Origin of the sequence: Dyadobacter diqingensis (assembly GCF_024220585.1) — a bacterium.
In the GTDB taxonomy this organism is placed as follows: domain Bacteria; phylum Bacteroidota; class Bacteroidia; order Cytophagales; family Spirosomataceae; genus Dyadobacter; species Dyadobacter diqingensis.
The window spans coordinates 391,228-411,668 of the sequence record NZ_JAMXKF010000001.1; the positions used below are offsets into that span (position 1 = coordinate 391,228).

Here is a 20,441-nt window from a genome sequence, read left to right on the forward strand (position 1 = left end):
TATGCACGCAACTGCAAAAGGACATATTATACAACTTGACGGGATCCGTTTCATTGCGGTTGCCCTCGTACTGATTGATCATTTTTACACCGGTGTTAATGTTATCCCTTATGGTAAATTAGGCGTAACAATATTCTTTGTTTTAAGTGGTTTTCTGATCAGCCGGATATTACTGAAAAGCAAAGAAAATTATGTCTCGGAGCCTGCTGGATTTAAAAAATATATCCGTAAATTCCTGATCAGAAGAACGATACGGATATTTCCCATCTACTATCTTTTGCTCGCGATCTTATTTGTCCTGAATGTTCCGCCTGTTCGTGAGAAGTTCGCCTGGCTGGCCCTGTATGGCACCAACATTTACATCGCCGTTTATCAAACCTGGCTGGGTTCATCAGACCATTTATGGTCGCTGGCCGTGGAAGAGCAGGTTTATCTGTTTTTCCCTTTTCTGATATTTTTTGTTTCAAGAAAAAATCTGATTCCATGTCTTGCGGTGATGGGCGTTTTAAGCGTGCTGCTGCGTTTTTACTTTTATTTTTCAGGAAAAGACTGGAGTGTATCCTACGTAACGATGCCGGCCTGTCTTGACTCATTTGCCCTTGGCGGACTGATGGCCTGGCTTCAACTTTACAAAAAAGAAGTTTTCCTTAAACTCTTCGATAAAAGCTGGCCCGTTTTAGTAGCGCTTCTGGGTTGGGTTGCGATGCAATACTGGAATAAATCATACGACAACATCCACAATGTCGTTGACGTGGTTATTGACCGTCTTGTTTCCTCTGTTTTCAGTTTTTTCCTGATTGGCAGAGCCGTTACGGGATATAATGGCGCCACGAAATATTTCCTTGAAAATCCTGTGAGCGTGTATCTGGGCAAGATCAGTTATGGTATTTATCTGTATCACAACTTCATTTACAACCACTACCACAGCGGCCCAAATCATCCGACGGTGCGGTTGCTGCACAAGATATACAGGAATTTTCCGGTGCTGGAAGGATCGCTTACTTTTGAGGCATGTCTCTTTTCTCTGCTGACAATTCTTGTCGCTTCTTTGTCATGGCATTTCTTCGAAAAACCAATTAATTCTTTAAAAGATCGTTACGCTTAGTAAATAAAAAATATCCAATTTTAGGATACAGGCTTTTTTCCTTAATTTCGCATCAACATACCAAATAATTCTCTGCATGACGTTCCTTCTTAGTATAGTAATGCCGGCATACAATGAACAAGATTGTATCGAAAAAGTAGTACATAACTGGACAAGTTTCCTAAAAAATAAATTTCCAAACGACAATACCACACTTATCGTTATCAACGATGGTTCCAAAGACAACACAAAAGTGCTCTTGGACAAGCTGGAAAAGGAAGTAACGAATCTGACAGTTGTTAACCAGAAAAATGGCGGCCATGGCAATGCTGTGGTAAATGGTTACCGTAAAGCGCTGGAACTGAAATCACAATATGTGTTTCAAACCGACAGCGACGACCAGTTTATTTCAGATGATTTTGATAAACTCTGGGCAAAACGTAACCAGTCAGAATTTATCCTGGGGTATCGCGAGGTGCGCCATGATGCAGGTGTCCGCCTGTTTATTACCAAATTTTTGAGAGGAACGATCTCATTTGTTTATGGTACTTATATCCTGGACAGCAACATTCCTTTCAGATTAATTAAAGGTACGTTTCTTCAAAAATTGATGAATCAGCTTCCGAATCCGGAGCCTTTTGCACCTAACATTTTCCTTTCTGTTATGGCAAAAAAATCAGGTCAGGAGCTTTTTGATATACCGATTACCCATAAAGACCGCGAAACAGGCGAAGTGTCCATCGTTAAATGGAACCTTTGGAAAGTTTGTATCCGCAGCTTTAAAGAATTGCTACGCTTCCGTCTGGAACTGAACCAGCACGTGAAAGCGATCCGTGCTTAACGAAAGAGAAAACAGCTCATACTGAGTATTTTTTATATCGATAAATTAATACAGTTTCCTGTAATTTCTGTTACTGAAACTGTTTACTCATTAAGCCCGTGTCGAAAAAACTCATCATTACTATCCTGCTGGCGGCCCTTCTGGTTCCAGCAGGATATTTTCTATTCAAATGGTCGCGCGGTTCTTCGGCTGCATGGAAATATATTCCTTCAAACGCCGTTGTGGTGATCACCAGCGAGCACTTGCAGGACTCTGCCTACACGGCTCTAGAAGCCAATCTGGACCTGAAACGGCTGCCTTTGCTGGACATTGCGAGCGATAACCTTTCGCTGCTGAACCTTCTTTCACCGGATCAGAAAAAATTACAGGCATTTCTGAAAGGAAAGGATATATCCTACTCCTATCACCCACGCACCAATACGGAATGGGGGGTGATTATGTACATTCCGGTCGAAGGCGAGAAGGATTCCAAATGGCTGGCGAGTCCGCATCACAGTGCCATCCGCGTGCTGCACCACACGTTTCAGGATCATAAGATCACCGATATTAATGATACCAAATCTCACCCCTTATTTTCGTACGTAATCAAAGACAATTATCTCATTGTCAGCTACTATGGAGAATTAGTCGAGGACGTGATCCGTGCCACTTCATTACACATACCCACATTTGACCTGCAATCCAAATTTGAAAAAAGCGACGACTCCAATTACGGAACCAGCTTGTATATCAAAAATGAGGCATGGAAATCGATTATTCCTTCGTCCACAACCCAGGGAAGCAATTTCGCACAATTCGCCCAGGCATTTCCGGGTTATCAGGATTATCATGCAGAAAGTTCAGAAGCTGAAAACAAGCTCAAATTCGTCTCAAACGGAACGGATTCTCCTGACTATTACATTACAAACTGGCTAAAAAATAGCTCAGGATCGGCCTTTAAGGGTCATAAACATATCTCGCAGCAAACCTCATACTTTTATCGTTTCGCTGTACAGGATAAGACAGACTTCCAGAAACAGTTTTTGAAATGGCATAAAAAGTTAAAATCAGAAGCCTGGGAAAAACTGGTTTATCATGTCGGGAAGGAAAGCACACTGCTGCTGGAAAACCTGGGCTCGGAACTTATTCTTTGCCAGCTCGAAGAAAATAACAGCATCAGCGACGGAAAAATATTGCTCGCAGAGTTTTCAAATTACGATAAACTGAGACCGGTTTTAAAGAAACTGGCCAGGCTTTCCACGCCTGAATCCAATGTTTCGACCGACCAGTTTCAGGGTTATGATATCTATTCGATCGCTATTCCCGAATTTCCGACTGGGATTTACGGTCCGATGTTCTCAGGCTTTCCAAGAACTTACATCACGTATGTAGCGCCGTACCTGGTGATGAGCAACAACTCACAGGTTTTGCAAAACTACATCGTCGATTATGAGAACCAACTGACCTGGAAACAGTCTCCCGAGTATGACAGCGTACTTACCAACGCAAAATCGAACGCTCAGCTTTCACTGGTGGTTAACCAGAGAAAAGCACAATCGCGAGGCGAAGGTTCATACACGAAATCTTATTCCGACCTGACCGCTAAAATTGAATCTGTGATACTGCAATGCCGTTACGATGGTAGCGACGCATATCCCGAGATTACACTAAATCCCAAGAAAAGACAAACGGCAAATAAGGTACTCAACCGCACCTTCCTGAACATCGATATCGAATGGCCGGTTTTGTACGATACCGAACTGACGGCACTTCAAAATCCGATCGACGGCAGTTCCGAAGTATTACTGACGGATCAGGATAACAATCTGCTGCGGGTGAATAACCTGAAAACGGGTAAAACGGAGACCATCACCAAGCTGAATGGACCGATCGTCACGTCAGCATACAAAGTTGATTTCCTAAACATAGGGCGTCAGCAGCGTATTTTTGCCACCTCCACGTCCGTTTATGCCATTGATGAAGATGATTCGACACACGTCATTTCCAGTTTTTCCAAAACGATCCCGTCCGGCAGCCCCATCACGGCGCTGTACATGATCGACGGTGGCGAGGATGGCAGTAACCGTTTTGTCGTCAACGATGCAGAGGGTGAGCTTTACATCTGGGAAAGTGTTACCAAAGATATCCGTAAACTAAACCGGATCAATCACTTTGACAATATTCAGAGCCCGGTTGTGGCCCTGAACCAGATTGGCAACAGAAATTATATCGTCACACAGAAAAACGGAAAAATATTTCTGCTGAAAACAACAGGTGCGGTTAAAGAAGGGTTCCCGGTTGATATTCTGGCAAGAACTGAAAGTCCTTTCACCTGGACGCAAAATGCCGCCACAGGACAGCCCGAGCTTGTCGGCGTCAGTGTTTATGGCGCACTTACCCGGATTAGTCTGGATGGTAAAATTACGTCGCAGACGCAGCTGTTGAGACCGGAACCTTCCTGCCAGTTCAGAACCGTTTTTGACAGAAACTCACTCGACTGGATTTTGGTCAGAACGTCTACCAACAAAGCGGCCTTCCTGACAAAAGACGGAAAAGAGCTTTTTGAAATCAAGAACCTGTTGCCCAATTCGATTATCCAATACCACTTTTTTGGTGTCGATAACCGCTTTATCACGATCCGTTCAGGAAATTATACCACGATTTTTGACATGACCGGCAAGCGATTGGGTGACAAACCAATCCCGTCCGAATTGAAAGTACAGTTAACCTACCTGCCATCTTATTACAAACTACTGATTTTCAGTCGTTCTGAAAAGAAGGTACAGGTATGGTCGATTAAGTTACGTTAGTATATGAAATATTTGAAATACATATTTTTAATCATTTTTTCCCTGGTCTGGCTGGTGGGGTTAAGCCCTTCGCTGAGTGCTAAAATTGGGGAATGGAAACTGATCAAAGACAGCTACCGGTTTGGGGATTTGTACCGTTTGTCCAATTTGCCGCAATTTAAAGATCCGGCCAAAGAATGCCCCAAACAGATCTTTGTTGAAAAAATACCGGGTAAGAAAAAAATTCACCTGTACATCGTCGGCGATAGCTTCACCGAAAAAGAGCGCGTTGGAAAGGAAGATTTCGCAGTGGATGAATATCAGTATGTACACTGGGATAATATCCTGCATTTAAAGACAGATACTTCGGAAATCAATATTCTGCTTATGGAGTGTGTAGAAAGACATTTCAGGGAGAAAATGACTTCGCCGATCCATAACCTGATCCCCGACTCTGCGACATTTGTATTAAAAGGCCCGGAGCCTTCTTTTATGCATAAACTGGATAAGGCATTTGCTTCTGACGGCACCGAAGGACGTCTGGATGCAGCGTTTTTCCAAAACGATATGTTATTGAAACTGAAAGAAATGAAAGCAGCTTTTACCTATCATTTTTTTCATCGGGTCAACAAGGAGGTTACTTTAGTCAATAACGACAGGAACCTTGTTTATTACATGGATACCGACACGCCTAAAATAACGTCTTCCTTTACCGACCTTCGTGAAGGAGAGCTGGACACGATGATGACGAATCTTGCACAAAGCAACACCCTAGCCAGGCAACTGGGTTTTGACCATGTTATTCTTTCGGTCATCCCCAACAAGGTTTCGGTGTTAATGCCGGAATACGGTCGTTATAATAATCTTATCAGCCGTGTTTACAACCATCCCAAAATAACACTTCCCTATATCGATGTTTTATCGGATTTCAGAAGGATGAAAGATAAGGCTTATCTAAAAGGGGATTCGCACTGGACTTGCCAGGCGCAGGATATATGGCTGCATAAGGCAAATCGTCTCATTCTGGAAGTAAGCCATAAAAAATAACAGGATTTTATTGGTTCCTAAATCACGAAACGTTCCTCCGGAACGATATAAACCTTGCATCATTCCGTTTTCTACCAACGAGACGTCCGTATCGGACGATAGTACCAATGAATTGAAAATTTTGGATATTCAATTCATTGATTACTCGTTCCAAAGGAACGTTTGGTTGGTAGAAAGATATAACGCCCCCTCCATCCATTCCACAGGAACGTTGGTTGGTAAAAGAGATAACGCCCCTCCATCCATCATTCCACAGGAACGTTTCGTTGGTAGAAAGCAGATAACATTCCTACATCCATCGTTCCACAGGAACGTTGGATGGTAAAAGAGATAACGCCCCTCCATCTATCATTCCGCAGGAACGTTGGTTGGTAAAAGAGATAACGCCCCTCTATCCATCATGCCACAGGAACGTTGGTTGGTAGAAAGAGATCATGCCCCTCCATCTATCATTCCGCAGGAACGTTTCGTTGGTAAAAAAGATAACGCCCCTCCATCCATCATTCCACAGGAACGTTGGTTGGTAAAAGAGGTAACACCCCCTCCATCCATCATGCCACAGGAACGTTGGTTGGTAAAAGAGGTCCCCCCCCTCCATCCATCATGCCACAGGAACGTTGGTTGGTAAAAGAGATAACGCCCCTCTATCCATCATGCCACAGGAACGTTGGTTGGTAGAAAGCAGATAACATTCCTACATCCATCGTTCCACAGGAACGTTTCGTTGGTAGAAAAGAGATGACGTTCCTCAATCCATCGTTCCACAGGAACGTTTCGTTGGTAGAAAGCAGATAACATTCCTACATCCATCGTTCTATAGGAGCGTTTCGTTGGTAGAAAAGAGATGACGTTCCTCCATCCATCGTTCCACAGGAACGTTTCGTTGGTAGAAAACAGATGACGTTCCTCCATCCATCGTTCCACAGGAACGTTTCGTTGGTAGAAAAGAGATGACGTTCCTCAATCCGTCGTTCCATAGGAACGTTTCGTTGGTAGAAAGAGAAAACGTTCCTCAATCCATCGTTCCATAGGAACGTTTCGTGACGAATGGCACTACCTAAATAATAGCATCTTCTGTATTTTCAATTTTCCCGGTTAGTTTCCCCACCGTAAGCCCCTGCACAATAATCGAGAACAATACAACGAAATACGTAATTGCCAACAGCAGGTTTTTGTTGAGATCATTGTCGATCGACAAAGCGAGGGCGATAGAGACGCCACCACGTAATCCACCCCAAACCAGAATGACTATTGATTGCCTTCCAAATTTCTTACGGAACGGAATTATTTTTACCGGAATATAAATCGAAATAAAACGGGCAAACAGAACTACTACGATCGTGATCATACCAATCCAGCCATACTGCCGGAGATCCGGTATAAGCAACAATTCGAACCCGATAATCAGGAATAAAAGTGCATTCAAAATCTCATCAATAAGCTCCCAGAACTTATCCAGATAGTCTTGCTCAGTTTCGGTGATATTACCAAGATTTTTACCATAATTCCCGATCATCAAACCAGCGGCAACCATCGCAAGCGGGCCCGACATATGCATGGCTTCGGCGGCTAAATGCCCGCCCATCACAATCGCCAGCGTAATTAACACGTGTACATTGTAGCCGTCCACTTTGTTATTGGCATGGGAACCAATAAACCCAAGCACGACGCCCAATAAAATCCCACCCAATGCTTCTTTGGCAAGCAGTGTTGAAATACCGACAAACGAAGTATTCACCTCTTCGCCCCTTGCCAAAGCCAGCATGATGATAAAAACCACAACGGCCATTCCATCATTAAAAAGCGATTCACCAGCGATTTTGGTTTCCAGAGATTTTGGTACGCCAGCCTGTTTCAAGATCCCAAGCACAGCAATCGGATCCGTCGGCGAGATAAGAGCTCCAAAAACCAGACACTGAATAAAGGGTATGCCAAGCCCCAGCCAGGGCAAAATATGATACATTAATCCTCCGATCACGAAAGTGGATATGACCACACTTACCGTCGAAAACACCATAACCGGAATTCGCTGTTCGCGCAGATCTTCCAGGTGAATGTGAATCGCTCCCGCAAAAAGCAGGAAATTAAGCATAGCTCCCATTAAAATTTCGGTCAGATCAATCGTGCTGAGCAGCGTAGTGATCTTGTCGAAGGTATGCGGGAACACATTATCGGTAGCTAATAAACCAAGAGAAACCATCAGTGCAATCACCATAACGCCTATGGACGCAGGCAATTTTAAGAAACGCGCATTGAGGTAGGCAAAGACGGCGGATATGACAATTAAGACAGAAAACGAATAGTATAACTCCATGAAAATATTTTTTAGACTGGCTAAAATAAAAAATTAATAGCAGCCATAAAAATGAAAAGACCGGATCGGATAAACTCTAAGGGTATTCTAATAATTGGAAAAAGTATAGTCAAACATGGTTTTAGACTAATAATTTACTAAAAAATCGGCCGTACAGTAGAAACAAGTACACTTTGAGCAACATAAATTTCTATATTTACTACAACTTCAACTATCGCTATGATCACACTTCTTCCATCTCAAAAAACTCGGAATCAATTTTCCCGACTGCTGTTTTCAGTAATTCTTCTACTATTTTGCCACGGACTGAGTAACGCCCAGACGCATGTATTGAAACCTGGTTTCGACAAACAGGAATACACTGAGCTTCTTAAAATGCACGCCAGACTTTATGATACTACCAAAAACAAGGTCCCCTATCCTGTCCATTTCAAAAGCATCTACCGCTCGCCCGTGGTTGGTATGGATAACCGCTGGGATCTGTGGAGCAATGGCAAGGGTGTCGCGGTGATCAACCTGAGAGGTACCACGACGAATCCTGTCAGCTGGCTTCAAAATTTCTATGCGGCCATGGTACCTGCGCAGGGCGAACTCAAACTTTCAAATAGTTTTACTTTCAAGTATAATCTGGCCACTCATCCACGGGCGGCCGTTCATGTCGGCTGGTTGATCGGCGTTGCCTATCTTGCCAAGGACATAGTCCCTAAAATTGATTCCTGTTACAAAAAAGGGATCAAGGATATTATCGTCATGGGACATAGCCAGGGTGGAGCGCTCACGTATCTGATGACTTCGCATTTATACAGTCTTCAAAACCAAAATGTAATTCCAAAAGATGTCCGTTTCAAGACCTATTGCAGCGCCGCTCCAAAAGCCGGAAACACGTATTATGCTTATGAATACGAAGCGTTGATCGACGGAGGCTGGGGCTTTAATGTAATCAACGGTGCCGACTGGGTTCCGCAAACGCCTTTCTCCGTGCAAAAACTGGATGATTTCAACGACACAAATCCGTTCAGGGATATTGATGGTGTGGTCAAAAAACAGAAGTTTTTTACACGGATCGCTTTACGGCATGCCTACAAAAAAATGAAAAACCCAAGTGAAAAGGCACAGCGGAATTATGAAAAATATCTGGGTGGTTTTGTTTCTAAAATGGTGAAGAAAACATTGCCTGAATTTACACCGCCGGTCTATGTTCACACCGCTGATTTTGTGAGAATTGGCCCGACAATCATGCTGTTGGGCGATGATGCTTACTTCAAACAATTCCCCGATTCAAGGGAAAATGTATTCATTCATCACTTAATGGAGCCTTATTTGTATTTAATAGACAAATATAACCGTTAGATTTGCTGTCAAATTTCGACTAATGGCAAAATCTCAAATCAATAAAAAACCTGCATCCAAATCAGGACTTGCAAAAACTGACAAAATTCTGGATACTGCGGGTTGGTTCGCCCTGGTTAGTCTGGGCCTGGTAACGGTGTTCACTTATTTCCACGTACAGGATATCATTCCGATCCATTTCAATTTCATGGGCCGGCCAGACCGCTTTGGAAGTAAAATTATGGTTTTCCCGGTGTTTGCCGTCGCCTGTTTTATTTTTTTCGCGATCACGCTTTCTGTTAAGTACATATTCAATCCGGCAAAAGCAGCAGCAATTCCAAACAAAAACTTTGATTTCGCGATCAGGATCGTCAGGTTTCTGAAACTGGTTGTCATGATAGGTTTTATTTATATTCTGGTTATAACCAACCTTGTCGCGGATCACCTTGTAAGCGGACTTGGCTCCTTCTTTTTACCGGCGGTAGTAATCACGCTGTTATTCCCGGTTATCTATTTTTTCAAAAAAACAATGAGAGAAAAAATGATAAAAAAGTAAGCGGTTATTTTTGCTGGCATAGTTTTCCCTATACCAATTGCATGATTACTTAATGCCAAACTCCACGTCTTATCCATGTTCACAATGGATTTGCTTAAAAGCAGGATTGACGGTGAAGCTCAGACCCATGTAATCATTCAATTGAAAATATTTTTAAAGATTTATGGAAAACGAAAATAAATTTGCCGTAGAAGTTTTGTCATTTGCCACCATTCAAGAGCTTCCTGGCTCCTGGACCAATGAGGATTACAAGGCATTGTTGATCAAAATGGACTATGAGAATCCGGATGAAATCGCTCAGGCAGAATTGAAAGAGATGTGCCTGATGTCTATCACCGATTTTGAACCTGCGGAAGCGGCCAAACTGGTTTTGGAATACCTTGATCAGGATCTGCTTACAGACGGACAGATTGAGAATCTTTCTCATCAGATGCTTACTGAAAAATTATGGGAGGAAAATCCAAAGCTTGATCTTCATATAAGTTTTTTCAAAGCCACGCAACTGCTTTATGAAGCTTATAGAGGAAAATTCCCGAGAGCAGAAGCGGTACAGTTTCAACTAAAAATTACCACTCAAAATCCGGATAACCTGTCAATTTTCGACCAAAATCCGCAAGCACCGATATTGAGAATACTCGCGCAGGGCATGTCCGACAGGAGCCTTGTTAACCGGCTTTTCGAAGATCAGCTGCAAGAAGCCAGCTTTCCGGAAGCAGAAAACATTATCTGGAAACTCGATGTCCTCGAAAAAGATGCAAATGCAATGGTCGTTGATATTGTAAGCTCTGCTTATTGGCTCGACGATATTAAATATGCAAATAATTATGAAGCAACTTCGCATGCAGATATTGTTGTCGAAAATGAGGAATAGAACGTCAATTAAGTGACGGGGAAATTGCATATCGACATGCTTATCAGTAAAATTGTCTTTATGCAATTTTTTTAATAACCATGCAAAAACTCCTGTCGGCCCTTTTACTATTTATTTCCACGCTCGCAAATGCTCAGTATCAAACGGTTTTCGAAAGAAGCGGAGGAAAAGAGACACCAACTTATCAGGAAGGGATAGCCTATTATAAACTTCTGGCTAAAAATTTCCCTCAAATCCAGTTTACTACAAAAGGGCCTACCGACAGCGGAGAGCCACTTAGTCTGGTACTTTATTCCAGAAACAAAACTTTTGATATCAAAAAGTTAAAGGCGCAGGGCAAGGCGGTTTATTTAATCAACAATGCCATCCACCCCGGCGAACCCGATGGCGTGGATGCATCCATGTTACTGCTGCGCGACATTGCACTTCACCCTGAAAAATTCCCTGAACTGGACAGCGTAGTTCTGGCCATCATTCCGTTTTACAACATCGGCGGGGCATTAAACCGCAACAGTACCACCCGGACCAATCAGGATGGTCCGCTGGAATATGGCTTCCGCGGCAATGCACGAAACTTCGATCTGAACCGTGATTTCATTAAAAGTGATACCCGAAATGCAAGAAGTTTTGCCGCGATTTTCCACGAGCTTGACCCGGACCTGTTCGCAGACACCCATGTAAGCAACGGTGCGGATTACCAGTATGTGATGACGCTCGATTATGCTCAACAAGACAAGTTGGGTGGTTCTCTGGGAAAATTCCACAAGGAAACCTTTCTTCCTTTCATGTATGACTATCTGAAAGAAGCCGGATTCGAGGCCACGCCCTATGTGAATTCGTGGGGACAAACACCTGACAAGGGATTTGTTCAGTTTCCTGACTGGCCGAGATACTCAACAGGTTATGCGGCACTTTTTCATACCATTGGTGTGATGACCGAAACGCATATGCTGAAACCGTATGACCAACGTGTAAAGGCAACCTATGCATATTTGCACGGAAACTTGAAAGTCCTGGCGCAGCACCGCAAATCCTTGCTTCAAATGAGAAAGGAAACAAAAGAAGCTGTTAAAACGCAGGAGAAATTCGCGGTTACCTGGCAGAACAACAAGGAAAAATTTACCGAAATTGATTTCAAGGGTTTTGAGCCGGAATATTTTCCCAGCAAGGTCAGCGGTAAGGATCGTCTGCATTACAACCGCGCAAAACCACTTAATAAAAAGATTCCCTTTTACGATACTTATGAACCGCTGGATGTGGTCACAAGGCCTAAGGCTTACATGATTCCGCAGGGCTGGTTCAATGTCATTGAGCTTCTGAAACTAAATCAGGTTCAGATGACGCAAATTGAAAAAGATGAAGAACGTGAAGTAGAAGTATATTACATCGAAAGTTATGATGCACCTAAACAACCTTTCGAAGGACATTACTGGCATACCAACACGACGTTGCGAAGTGAAATAAAAAAGGCGAAATTCAGAAAAGGTGACTGGTATGTTCCGGTTAACCAGTGGACAAACCGTTACATCATTGAAACCCTGGAACCGAAGGCCGTGGATTCCTTTTTCAAATGGAATTTCTTTGATACAATTCTTCAGGCAAAAGAAGGGTATTCGGCTTATGTATTTGAAGATCTGGCTGCCGACCTGTTGAGCAAATCGCCCGAGCTGCAAAAATCTCTTGAAGATAAAAGAAAAACGGATGAGACTTTTGCAAAAAGCGGAGACGCCCAGCTTCGTTTTATCTATGAAAATTCACCTTATCGCGAAAAGGAATATTTAAGATATGCCATCTTCCGGGTGCTGGAAAAATAATTACTGAGCCAAAAAATCGCCGCCTTTTTTTCTCCAAATTTTTGGTAGTAAAAAAGGCGGCGAAATATTTTTCAGATGGTCTATTGCCCATTAAGTCATACGCAATTCATACATCCGTATTATTTTACTTTGGCAAAATCTGCTGCAATAGCATTCAGGGAAGCATCTGAAAGATGTTCTGAGGCCACGACCAGTCTGTAACGGAACGTTGTTGATTCTCCCTTTTTAATTTTAAAGTTCAACACTTCTTTTCCGTCACTGAAAGCTTTCTGTCCAAGCGGATTCACGGCGAATAATCCATAACCTCTTGCGTGGAAATAAGCAGGATAACCAACATTTTTTGGATGGTCAACAATAGCGATGCTGATGTTTTCATCTTTGATCTTTCCGGTCAGATTACACCAGGTAGCTCTTTTAGCCCAAACGGCTTCGCCTTCTACGCCGTTGCTGTTGCGGTAATTTCCCGTAATTCCTTCGTTATTCAAAGAAGGTACTTTGGTGGCAATACCGGCAGCATCCGTGAAAATCTCCGGCTTAGTCGACGGAAGTTCCAGCTCACGGGCAACGCGGATTGCAAACATCCCGTCCTTGATGTCCGGCATGTCAACGTCACCGTTAACGGCGGTCAAAGTGGTAATGCGGTCAACAGTCCGATTATTACCTTTGCCACTGAAAACATAGGTTGTTTTCTCCTGCAAAGTCAGTTTTCCATCTTTATCGATCCAATCGGCGGTTACAGCAAGCTCACCTTTATCCTTTCCACCTTTGATAGAAGTGATCCCCGTGTGTTTGATGGTTCCGTAAGCACGTTTGGCGTGATCAACCGCGTCAGAATTATTCCAGTAATCGTTTCCGTTTACATCCTCATAATTCAGCCAGATTCCTACGTGGTGCGGGTGATCCACACGCTCACCCGGACGCGGGTCCAGCGGCCAGCCACGTGTTACCAGCGTACCTTTTGCAGTCAAAACCGGATAAAGCACTGCTTTTTTCAAAACATCTTCGCCGGGATAGAAATAAGACGTGAATGGTTTTCCATCAATGCTTACTTCCACTTTTTTGTCTTTTTTATTATCGACCAGGTCAACTTTCTGAGCCTGCACCAATCCTGTCATTGCCAAAGAAAAAGCAGCAATTGCTATGCCGGTATGTTTCACTTGTATTTCGGTTTAAAGGTTAAACGCAGAGGTAAGGGGTGTTTTGCACGGAGTTACACTGAGATTTTATTTAATAAAAACGCTGTGTGACTCTGCTTTAAACTGGCTCTGCGTTTAAAATAATTTAACTTAGAATGATATCGCTTTTCTTTGAATCCCAGGTTACTTTTTTACCGGTATGCAAAGCTTGTGTTGACATAATGTTTGCCACAGAGTGGTTAAATCCGGCACGTGCAGGAGCATTTGGCTGCTTACGGCTGCGAATACATTCCATCCAGTTGCGCATGTGAAGCGAAGTCATCGGATCAGATCCTGTGTTGGCGTCAGTAGCAATTTTATCTCCTGCTTTAAGTGACATTTCAGGTAATAAATTTGCCTTCATACCCATTGCCTCAGCAGCTTTGGCTGTAAGCCCGCCTTCCGAAGTAATTTTGTTGGTATCAAGGTTAATCATACCGCCATTTGAGTAGTAATATTCTTTCACGTCTCCGGCTGCCTGGTGCATACGTGCCGAGTAAATTACCTGGAAACCTTTATCCGGGTTATCAAAAGGACCGTAATCGAAGGTTGCTGAGAAAGTATCCGCATTTACACGGCCGTCTTTCCAAACATAAACCCCTCCGTTTGCCACTACGCTGCGTGGCGCTTCCAATCCTGAAAACCAGTGAACTGTATCAATCTGGTGCGACATCCACTGTCCCGGAAGACCCGATGAATAGGGGTAAAACAAGCGATATTCAAGATAATGGCGTGGATTCCACTCTGTTTTTGGGCGGTTCATCAGGAAACGATCCCAGTCTGTATCTTCTTTTCTAATCTGGGCAACCAGGTCAGGGCGTCTCCAACGGCCAGGCTGGTTTACATTCCAGGTCATTTCCACCATTGAAATATCCCCAAATTTACCTGATCTGATAAAGTCATTGGCAGCATGGTAGTTCGGCGCGCTACGACGCTGAGATCCTACCTGAACAATTTGCTTCGAGGCTTCAACAGTTTTCAACGCCAGTTTACCATCGGCCAAAGATTCAGCGAAAGGTTTTTCAACATATACATCACGACCGGATTTCACGGCTTCAACGCAATGCAGTGCATGTTGAAAATCAGCAGTACTGATGATAACCGCGTCAACATCCTTACGCGCCAGTAATTCTTCGTTATTACGTGCCTTTACAAATTCGCTGGCAGACCAGCCTTTTCCTTTTATAAACTTTTCAGCTTCGTCACGGCGACGGTTCCATAAATCGGAAACGCCCATAAACTCGAAATTCAATTCCTTGGAATGCTCAGCAAAACTTGGCGCCAATGAGCTGCGGAAACGATCAGAAAAACCGATAATTCCTACACGTACGCGGTCGTTTGCACCTAAAATGCGGCGATAACTTGACGCATTAACCGAGTTAACACTTACTGCAACTCCGGCAGAAGCCAAAGCGGCCTTTTTGATAAAATCTCTTCTACTGGTCATGATTATAAATGAAAATTTGTAAGATTTTAAACTATTTACTTAACACTTTAACTTTAAGACTACGGAAAGAAACATTATCTCCGTGATCCTGTAAAAGAAGGTAGCCTTTTTCGGAAAGACCAAAACCCTCAAAGCCTTTGAACTTCGAACCTGCTACCAAGTCCTTAAAAGACTGCGATCCGCGAACATACTCTACAACTTTATGATTATTTAAGAAATGCTGCACAGTTCCGTCAGGATTTACAACAATTCGTCCCAAATTCCACTCGCCGATTTTTTTAACTGCACCATTGGGCTTCTCAGAAGTGATAATATCGTAAAGAGAAGCGATGGTACGGTTACCATTTTTACCCATTTTTGCGTCCGGATGTTTGGCATCGTCAAGTACCTGAAATTCCAGACCAACACCTGATTTTCCGTTTGAATTAAATTTCTTATCGACAAAATACTTCACACCGCTATTGGCTCCCTCAGTCAATTTAAACTGAAACTGGTATTCGAAAGCCGGGCCGTAAAGCTGTTTGGTAACAATGTCATTTCCCGTTTCCGATCCATCTGATTTTGCAATGGTAATCGTACCATCATTGTAAGTCCAGCGTTTGGTCGGGAAGTCCGCGCCGCTGTATGACTGCCACTGCTCCACTGATTTTCCATCGTAAAGCAATTTCCAGCCCTGTGCTTTTTCAGCATCCGTAAGCGTATTCGGAATCAGGTTAACGATACGAATATTGGTTTTCGGGCTTGGTTTCAGATTCGTTGTTTTGATACGAACGTTTTTCCAGCTTACCTGTGTACCTTCCAAACTTTTGTCCTTATTCCCGATCGAATGCACCTGCAGGCAGATAAACCCGCTCCGCGTCACATCATCCACCACGTCAGCTACCGGAATCCCGTTCACAAATGTGCGGATTGAATTTCCGATCGCTTCCACACGATACTTGTTCCATGCATCCTTTTTGAAAGCTTTTTTTGCATCCGGATTGATATCCAGGGAATATAACCAACCGCGGCGTGCTTCATCATACAATCCACCCGACCAGGCTCTGTCACTAGGATCAATTTCTACCTGATAGCCATGGACACGGCCGTTCTGATAATCAGGAGTGGAAAGACTTCTGATCTGGATGCCTGAATTCAGTTTATTGTCAACTTTTACATCACATTCAAAAATAAAATCGCCGTAGTTTTTTTCAGTGGTCAGAAACGAGTTTGGCGTGTCCAGTACCGAAGTCCCGACAATAGCACCATCCTTTACTTCATACTTCGCTTTTCCGTTCAGTTGTTTCCAGCCCGAAAGGTCTTTTCCATTAAACAAGTCCTGCCATCCGTCTTTGGATTTTTGCGCGTTGGCAACTGAGAATGACAGTGTTAAAAATAAAAAAGCAACATGTATTTTATATCTTTTCATATTCATTTTGAGCCGAATGGCTGTTTGCAAATTATCAATATTATTTAGGCTTATGTTAAGGAAATACTTTTAACGATATAACGATATATTAGGCTGCATACCCTGACAAAGGTTTAAACGTTTATAAATTATTCTTACTATCTTGTATGATTAAGACAATTTATTTATGCTGCCTTGAATACACACATTAAATCAATATTACACACGCTAGAATCTAAATAGTGAAATATCCAAGATATGAATACCAAACCGAAAGTGAGCTTCATTTTTTTGAATTTACAAGTGTCGGTATCAGAGGAAATGTCAAAAAAATTGTGCAATATTCCAGAGTAAGTATAGACAATATTTACAATCTAGCTTTTGGTGATTATGATGAAACTACTGATCAAATAAACGACCAGATTGTCACTAATAACGGTGATAGTAGAAAAGTATTGGCAACAGTGGTGTCAACCGTTTATGCCTTTACCGGCAGATATCCGGATCGTTGGATTTTCGCAACTGGCAGTTCAGAAGTGAGAACAAGATTATATCGCATGGGGATCACAAATAATTTATCTGAACTAAAGAAAGATTTTTTGGTTTACGGAATGAAAAGGAATGAAACTTTTGAAGAATATTCGATAGGCCAAGATTATCAGGGATTTTTGATTAGAAGAAAAAATAAAGATATAAGCTTATGAAAATTGAAGAATTGAATAATGCTAAAATTCCAATAGTTAAAATTGACACCGAATTGGAAAGATTCAGAGGCAGGGAATTGTTCCCGAAAAAATTGGCATTAGCAAAGAAAATGCTCGCTAATGCCCGATTGCCTAAACATCCAACGGAAGAATAATATTTAACTTATCAATAAAAAAGCCATTCTGCGAATGGCTTTTTTATTGATAAGTTACCCCAACGGATACTTCAACGTTTCAGTAATATATTTCTTATTAATCTGTGCACAGATCAAGGCTGATTTTTCCGGATCAGGCACACCATCCAGCTCTACAACGGCCCATCCTTTAAACTTAATCTTGTTGAGTGACTCAAAAACCGCAGGCACATTCACACGTCCCTGTCCCAGTTCGACGAACTTGTAACCATTTTTTGTATCAGCCGGTTTTGTATCTTTCAGGTGAAGAGAATGGATCATGTCTTTATATTTAATGACTGCATCCTGGGGCTCTCCCCCGCCCTGTTTGTAATGCGCGATATCCAAAAGCAGTTTGATATATCTCGGATCCATCGCCTGCACAATCACATCTACCTCTTCGGGGGTTTCACCCAGCTGGTTCATGTGGTTATGGTAAACGGCCTGTACACCTAAATCGGCTGTTTGTTTACCGATTTCATTCATAACCTGAGCCAGTTTTTTGAGTTCTTCTACTGACGGCGCCCGGTCTTTCGGACGCAAACTGTTTGTCAGCTGCAAAGCGCTTCCGCCCAAGGCCTTCACAAAACTTGCGTGGGCAACATGCGTATCCACCGTACTTTCAAATTTGGCCGGATCAATTTCTACATTGCCGCTGGAAAACATGCACAATGTCAGATTATGTTTCACGAGCGCATCCTTTAATTCAGACACCTTGTTCCGGTAAGGCCCGAACGTATTAGCTCTGAGCTGAATTCCTCTAAAACCAAGCCCCGCCAGATCGGCTATTGCCTGCTCATCTTTTCCTCCCCAGGTAATGGCAGAATAGCCAATCTTCACATCTCCTTTTTTCAGGAGCGTTTCTGCCCAGGCAGAAGATGTCAAAAGCGCGGCGGTACCCAGAGAAAAATTGCGTAAAAAAAGTCTTCTGTCTGCGGCTTCAATTGTTTTCATAGTTGTCTTTTTAGGCAAGGTTCAGAAATTTGTATCACTTTTTTACAAGACGAATATAATGCAGAAAAGCCCCCGAAAACGAGAGCTTTTCTGCAAAATCAATGTAAGGGTTCCGGTTATTTTCCCGGAATGGACGTCAATGCCGGAATGTTATTCTGGAATCCGTTATAACCTTTGTTCTGGTTAATGATCCCTTGCGTGTTGCCGGCAATCGCGGCTTGTGGGATAGGCCACAATACGTGATAGGGACTGATCAGATACTCATCCCCGTGACGCGTCTTCACACCTTTGTTGTAAAAATCGCTTTTTGCAATAATACGGTCAAAGAAATAGTTATTGTCCGAAAAAGCACCCAGGCTGTACGTTTTTCCATTGGGTGCCGGTTTTCCTGTCATCGCAAAAATATAGGCAATCCGGGTAAGTTCCGTTTTGCGCGGCTCTTCAAAATAAAGCTCCCGGGCACGTTCATCCAATACGACGCCGATATCGATTTTCGAGGCATCAAGCGGATCACAATTTGCGCGGGTTCGCACGGCATTTAAATCCGCCGCCGCTTTGGTAAGATCGCCTTTCCAAACATAAGCTTCCGCTCTTAACAAATAGGTTTCAGCCAATCGGAACACATACCAGTCGGAATTACCACCGCTCGGCTGGATTCGGGACGGATCCTCAATGAACAGTTTATAATTCGGCCAGTCAAACCAGCAGCGGATGGTGTCAATGGTCAGCAACACGCCTGCGTCATTTCTCATCTGAAGGTTTTTGCCATAAAAAGGATCTTTCAGGGTCGTACTCAACGCAGGGTTGTTGTAAACGATATCTTCCATTTTCGTCCAGTTACCCTTGATATGCCTTAAATCTTTCTTGTCGTCCCAAACACCGTCCTGCGAATAATACGTCGGACGAACACGGCCAATCCCCCGCCCGAGCGACGATACCTGGTCAATCGCGATGCCATAGGTATCAATGGTGCCACGGTTACCGGCCGGTGTGTTTATGTTATTGTGCCAGAAAGGTACCGTATTACGCATCATCTGTGTTCCGATATTCGATCCGTTATCGATATTTCCGTCAATACCGATCCGGTCAATCACCATCATCAGTCCTTCGGTATTAGCGCCGAGCGACTTGTTGGCCGGACGATGTAAATCCCAGATCACATTTCGCGCAGCGTTATTGGCATCAAGGCCAAAACGGTTGGTCATTAGTTTGTGCTGACCGCCGTCAATCACGTTGCTGGCAGATTTAATCGCATCGTCAAACAACCCCAATGCCAGGTTGACTTTGGTAAGCAAATGACTGACCGAACCCCTGTTTACCGTTCCCTTGTCTGTGACAACCGGCACCCATTTTTCGGCAAATTCAAGATCAGTCTTCATTTTTTGAAGAATTACCTCGCGTTTTGTCGATTGAAAATCCAGTTTCGGGCCAATGATTTCTTCCAAAATCAGGGGCACATCACCAAACTGCTGCGTGAGACGGTAGTAGCGGTAAGCGCGATGAAAATAAGCAGCGCCAAGAATTGCATTTTTTTCAGCCTCATCTTTATAGTTTTTCGGCTGATCAATTCTTGAAATAACCACGTTGGCATATTTTACGCCTTTGTAACCTTCCTCCCAGTACCACCCGATTTTGTTATAGTCACCGCTGTTCAGCTGTGCATCCGGGGTGATCAGCAAATTCATATTTTGCGCAGGCCCTGACTTATCGGTTGTTCCTTCGACGGCAACTTCCGAAAAAATGGCTTCGGTTACCATCGGCGGTGCATCGCCATACCATTCCAGACGCATGTTTCTTTCACAGGCCACAAGTGCGGCTCTTAATCCTCCCGCCTCATTAAAGGTATTGTCGGGGTCATAAAATGACAAAGGTTCGGGTTTAAGATAACTATCCTTACAGCTTACCACCAATGTACCGGAGGCAATGATGGCAAGCGTTAAAATCCTTTTTGATCGTCTATATATTGCGTTCATTATT

General features: G+C 43.2%; 16 protein-coding genes. 10 read left to right on the top strand and 6 right to left on the bottom strand.

Annotated elements, in window-relative coordinates; translation table 11 throughout:
- Window position 1 precedes the first annotated feature (1 nt).
- The 4 genes from M1L62_RS01600 (at window position 2) to M1L62_RS01615 (ending at window position 5,740) form a co-directional block, all read left to right on the top strand.
- Window positions 2-1,105: an acyltransferase family protein gene (locus M1L62_RS01600; protein WP_254411251.1), complete on the top strand. Its 1,104-nt coding sequence runs from the start codon at window positions 2-4 to the stop codon at window positions 1,103-1,105.
- A gap of 76 nt (window positions 1,106-1,181) precedes the next feature.
- Window positions 1,182-1,925, top strand: coding sequence for a glycosyltransferase family 2 protein (locus M1L62_RS01605; RefSeq protein WP_254411252.1), 744 nt, complete (start codon window positions 1,182-1,184; stop codon window positions 1,923-1,925).
- Window positions 1,926-2,023: 98 nt separating this feature from the next.
- Window positions 2,024-4,714 carry a hypothetical protein gene (locus M1L62_RS01610; protein WP_254411253.1) on the top strand — a complete coding sequence of 897 codons (2,691 nt, stop codon included), beginning with the start codon at window positions 2,024-2,026 and terminating at the stop codon, window positions 4,712-4,714.
- A 3-nt stretch (window positions 4,715-4,717) separates the two neighbouring features.
- Window positions 4,718-5,740 carry a hypothetical protein gene (locus tag M1L62_RS01615; protein ID WP_254411254.1) on the top strand — a complete coding sequence of 341 codons (1,023 nt, stop codon included), beginning with the start codon at window positions 4,718-4,720 and terminating at the stop codon, window positions 5,738-5,740.
- Between the two features lie 1,057 nt (window positions 5,741-6,797).
- Here the strand turns inward: M1L62_RS01615 and M1L62_RS01620 are convergent.
- Window positions 6,798-8,054: a cation:proton antiporter gene (locus tag M1L62_RS01620; protein ID WP_254411255.1), complete on the bottom strand. Its 1,257-nt coding sequence runs from the start codon at window positions 8,052-8,054 to the stop codon at window positions 6,798-6,800.
- 219 nt (window positions 8,055-8,273) lie between these two features.
- Between M1L62_RS01620 and M1L62_RS01625 the strand changes: the two genes are divergently transcribed.
- From M1L62_RS01625 to M1L62_RS01640, 4 genes are all read left to right on the top strand, one after another.
- Window positions 8,274-9,404, top strand: coding sequence for a lipase family protein (locus M1L62_RS01625; protein WP_254411256.1), 1,131 nt, complete (start codon window positions 8,274-8,276; stop codon window positions 9,402-9,404).
- Between the two features lie 22 nt (window positions 9,405-9,426).
- Entirely contained in the window at window positions 9,427-9,939 is a 513-nt protein-coding gene (locus M1L62_RS01630) for a DUF1648 domain-containing protein (RefSeq protein WP_254411257.1), read from the top strand.
- A gap of 163 nt (window positions 9,940-10,102) precedes the next feature.
- Window positions 10,103-10,810, top strand: a complete 708-nt coding sequence (locus M1L62_RS01635) for a hypothetical protein (protein WP_254411258.1) — start codon at window positions 10,103-10,105, stop codon at window positions 10,808-10,810.
- 80 nt (window positions 10,811-10,890) lie between these two features.
- Entirely contained in the window at window positions 10,891-12,624 is a 1,734-nt protein-coding gene (locus M1L62_RS01640) for a M14 family metallopeptidase (protein ID WP_254411259.1), read from the top strand.
- 119 nt (window positions 12,625-12,743) lie between these two features.
- On the opposite strand, the gene M1L62_RS01645 is transcribed toward M1L62_RS01640, so the two are convergent.
- The 3 genes from M1L62_RS01645 to M1L62_RS01655 all read right to left on the bottom strand — a co-directional run bounded on the left by M1L62_RS01645 (window position 12,744) and on the right by M1L62_RS01655 (window position 16,654).
- Entirely contained in the window at window positions 12,744-13,781 is a 1,038-nt protein-coding gene (locus M1L62_RS01645; RefSeq protein WP_374760284.1) for a DUF6807 domain-containing protein, read from the bottom strand.
- A gap of 124 nt (window positions 13,782-13,905) precedes the next feature.
- Window positions 13,906-15,246 (bottom strand): Gfo/Idh/MocA family protein, encoded by a 1,341-nt coding sequence (locus tag M1L62_RS01650; RefSeq protein WP_254411260.1) that lies wholly within the window; start codon window positions 15,244-15,246, stop codon window positions 13,906-13,908.
- A gap of 31 nt (window positions 15,247-15,277) precedes the next feature.
- Window positions 15,278-16,654 (bottom strand): 3-keto-disaccharide hydrolase, encoded by a 1,377-nt coding sequence (locus M1L62_RS01655; protein ID WP_254411261.1) that lies wholly within the window; start codon window positions 16,652-16,654, stop codon window positions 15,278-15,280.
- 221 nt (window positions 16,655-16,875) lie between these two features.
- Between M1L62_RS01655 and M1L62_RS01660 the strand changes: the two genes are divergently transcribed.
- Both M1L62_RS01660 and M1L62_RS01665 read left to right on the top strand, forming a co-directional pair.
- Window positions 16,876-17,337 (top strand): DUF6934 family protein, encoded by a 462-nt coding sequence (locus tag M1L62_RS01660; protein ID WP_254411262.1) that lies wholly within the window; start codon window positions 16,876-16,878, stop codon window positions 17,335-17,337.
- A complete protein-coding gene (locus M1L62_RS01665; protein WP_254411263.1) occupies window positions 17,334-17,492 on the top strand; it encodes a hypothetical protein in 159 nt (52 codons plus the stop codon). The genes M1L62_RS01660 and M1L62_RS01665 overlap by 4 nt, the downstream gene beginning before the upstream one ends.
- Window positions 17,493-17,546: 54 nt before the next feature.
- Here M1L62_RS01665 and M1L62_RS01670 read toward each other — a convergent pair whose 3' ends face one another.
- Window positions 17,547-18,464: a sugar phosphate isomerase/epimerase family protein gene (locus M1L62_RS01670; RefSeq protein WP_254411264.1), complete on the bottom strand. Its 918-nt coding sequence runs from the start codon at window positions 18,462-18,464 to the stop codon at window positions 17,547-17,549.
- Between the two features lie 116 nt (window positions 18,465-18,580).
- Window positions 18,581-20,437: a RagB/SusD family nutrient uptake outer membrane protein gene (locus M1L62_RS01675; protein ID WP_254411265.1), complete on the bottom strand. Its 1,857-nt coding sequence runs from the start codon at window positions 20,435-20,437 to the stop codon at window positions 18,581-18,583.
- Window positions 20,438-20,441: the final 4 nt, after the last annotated feature.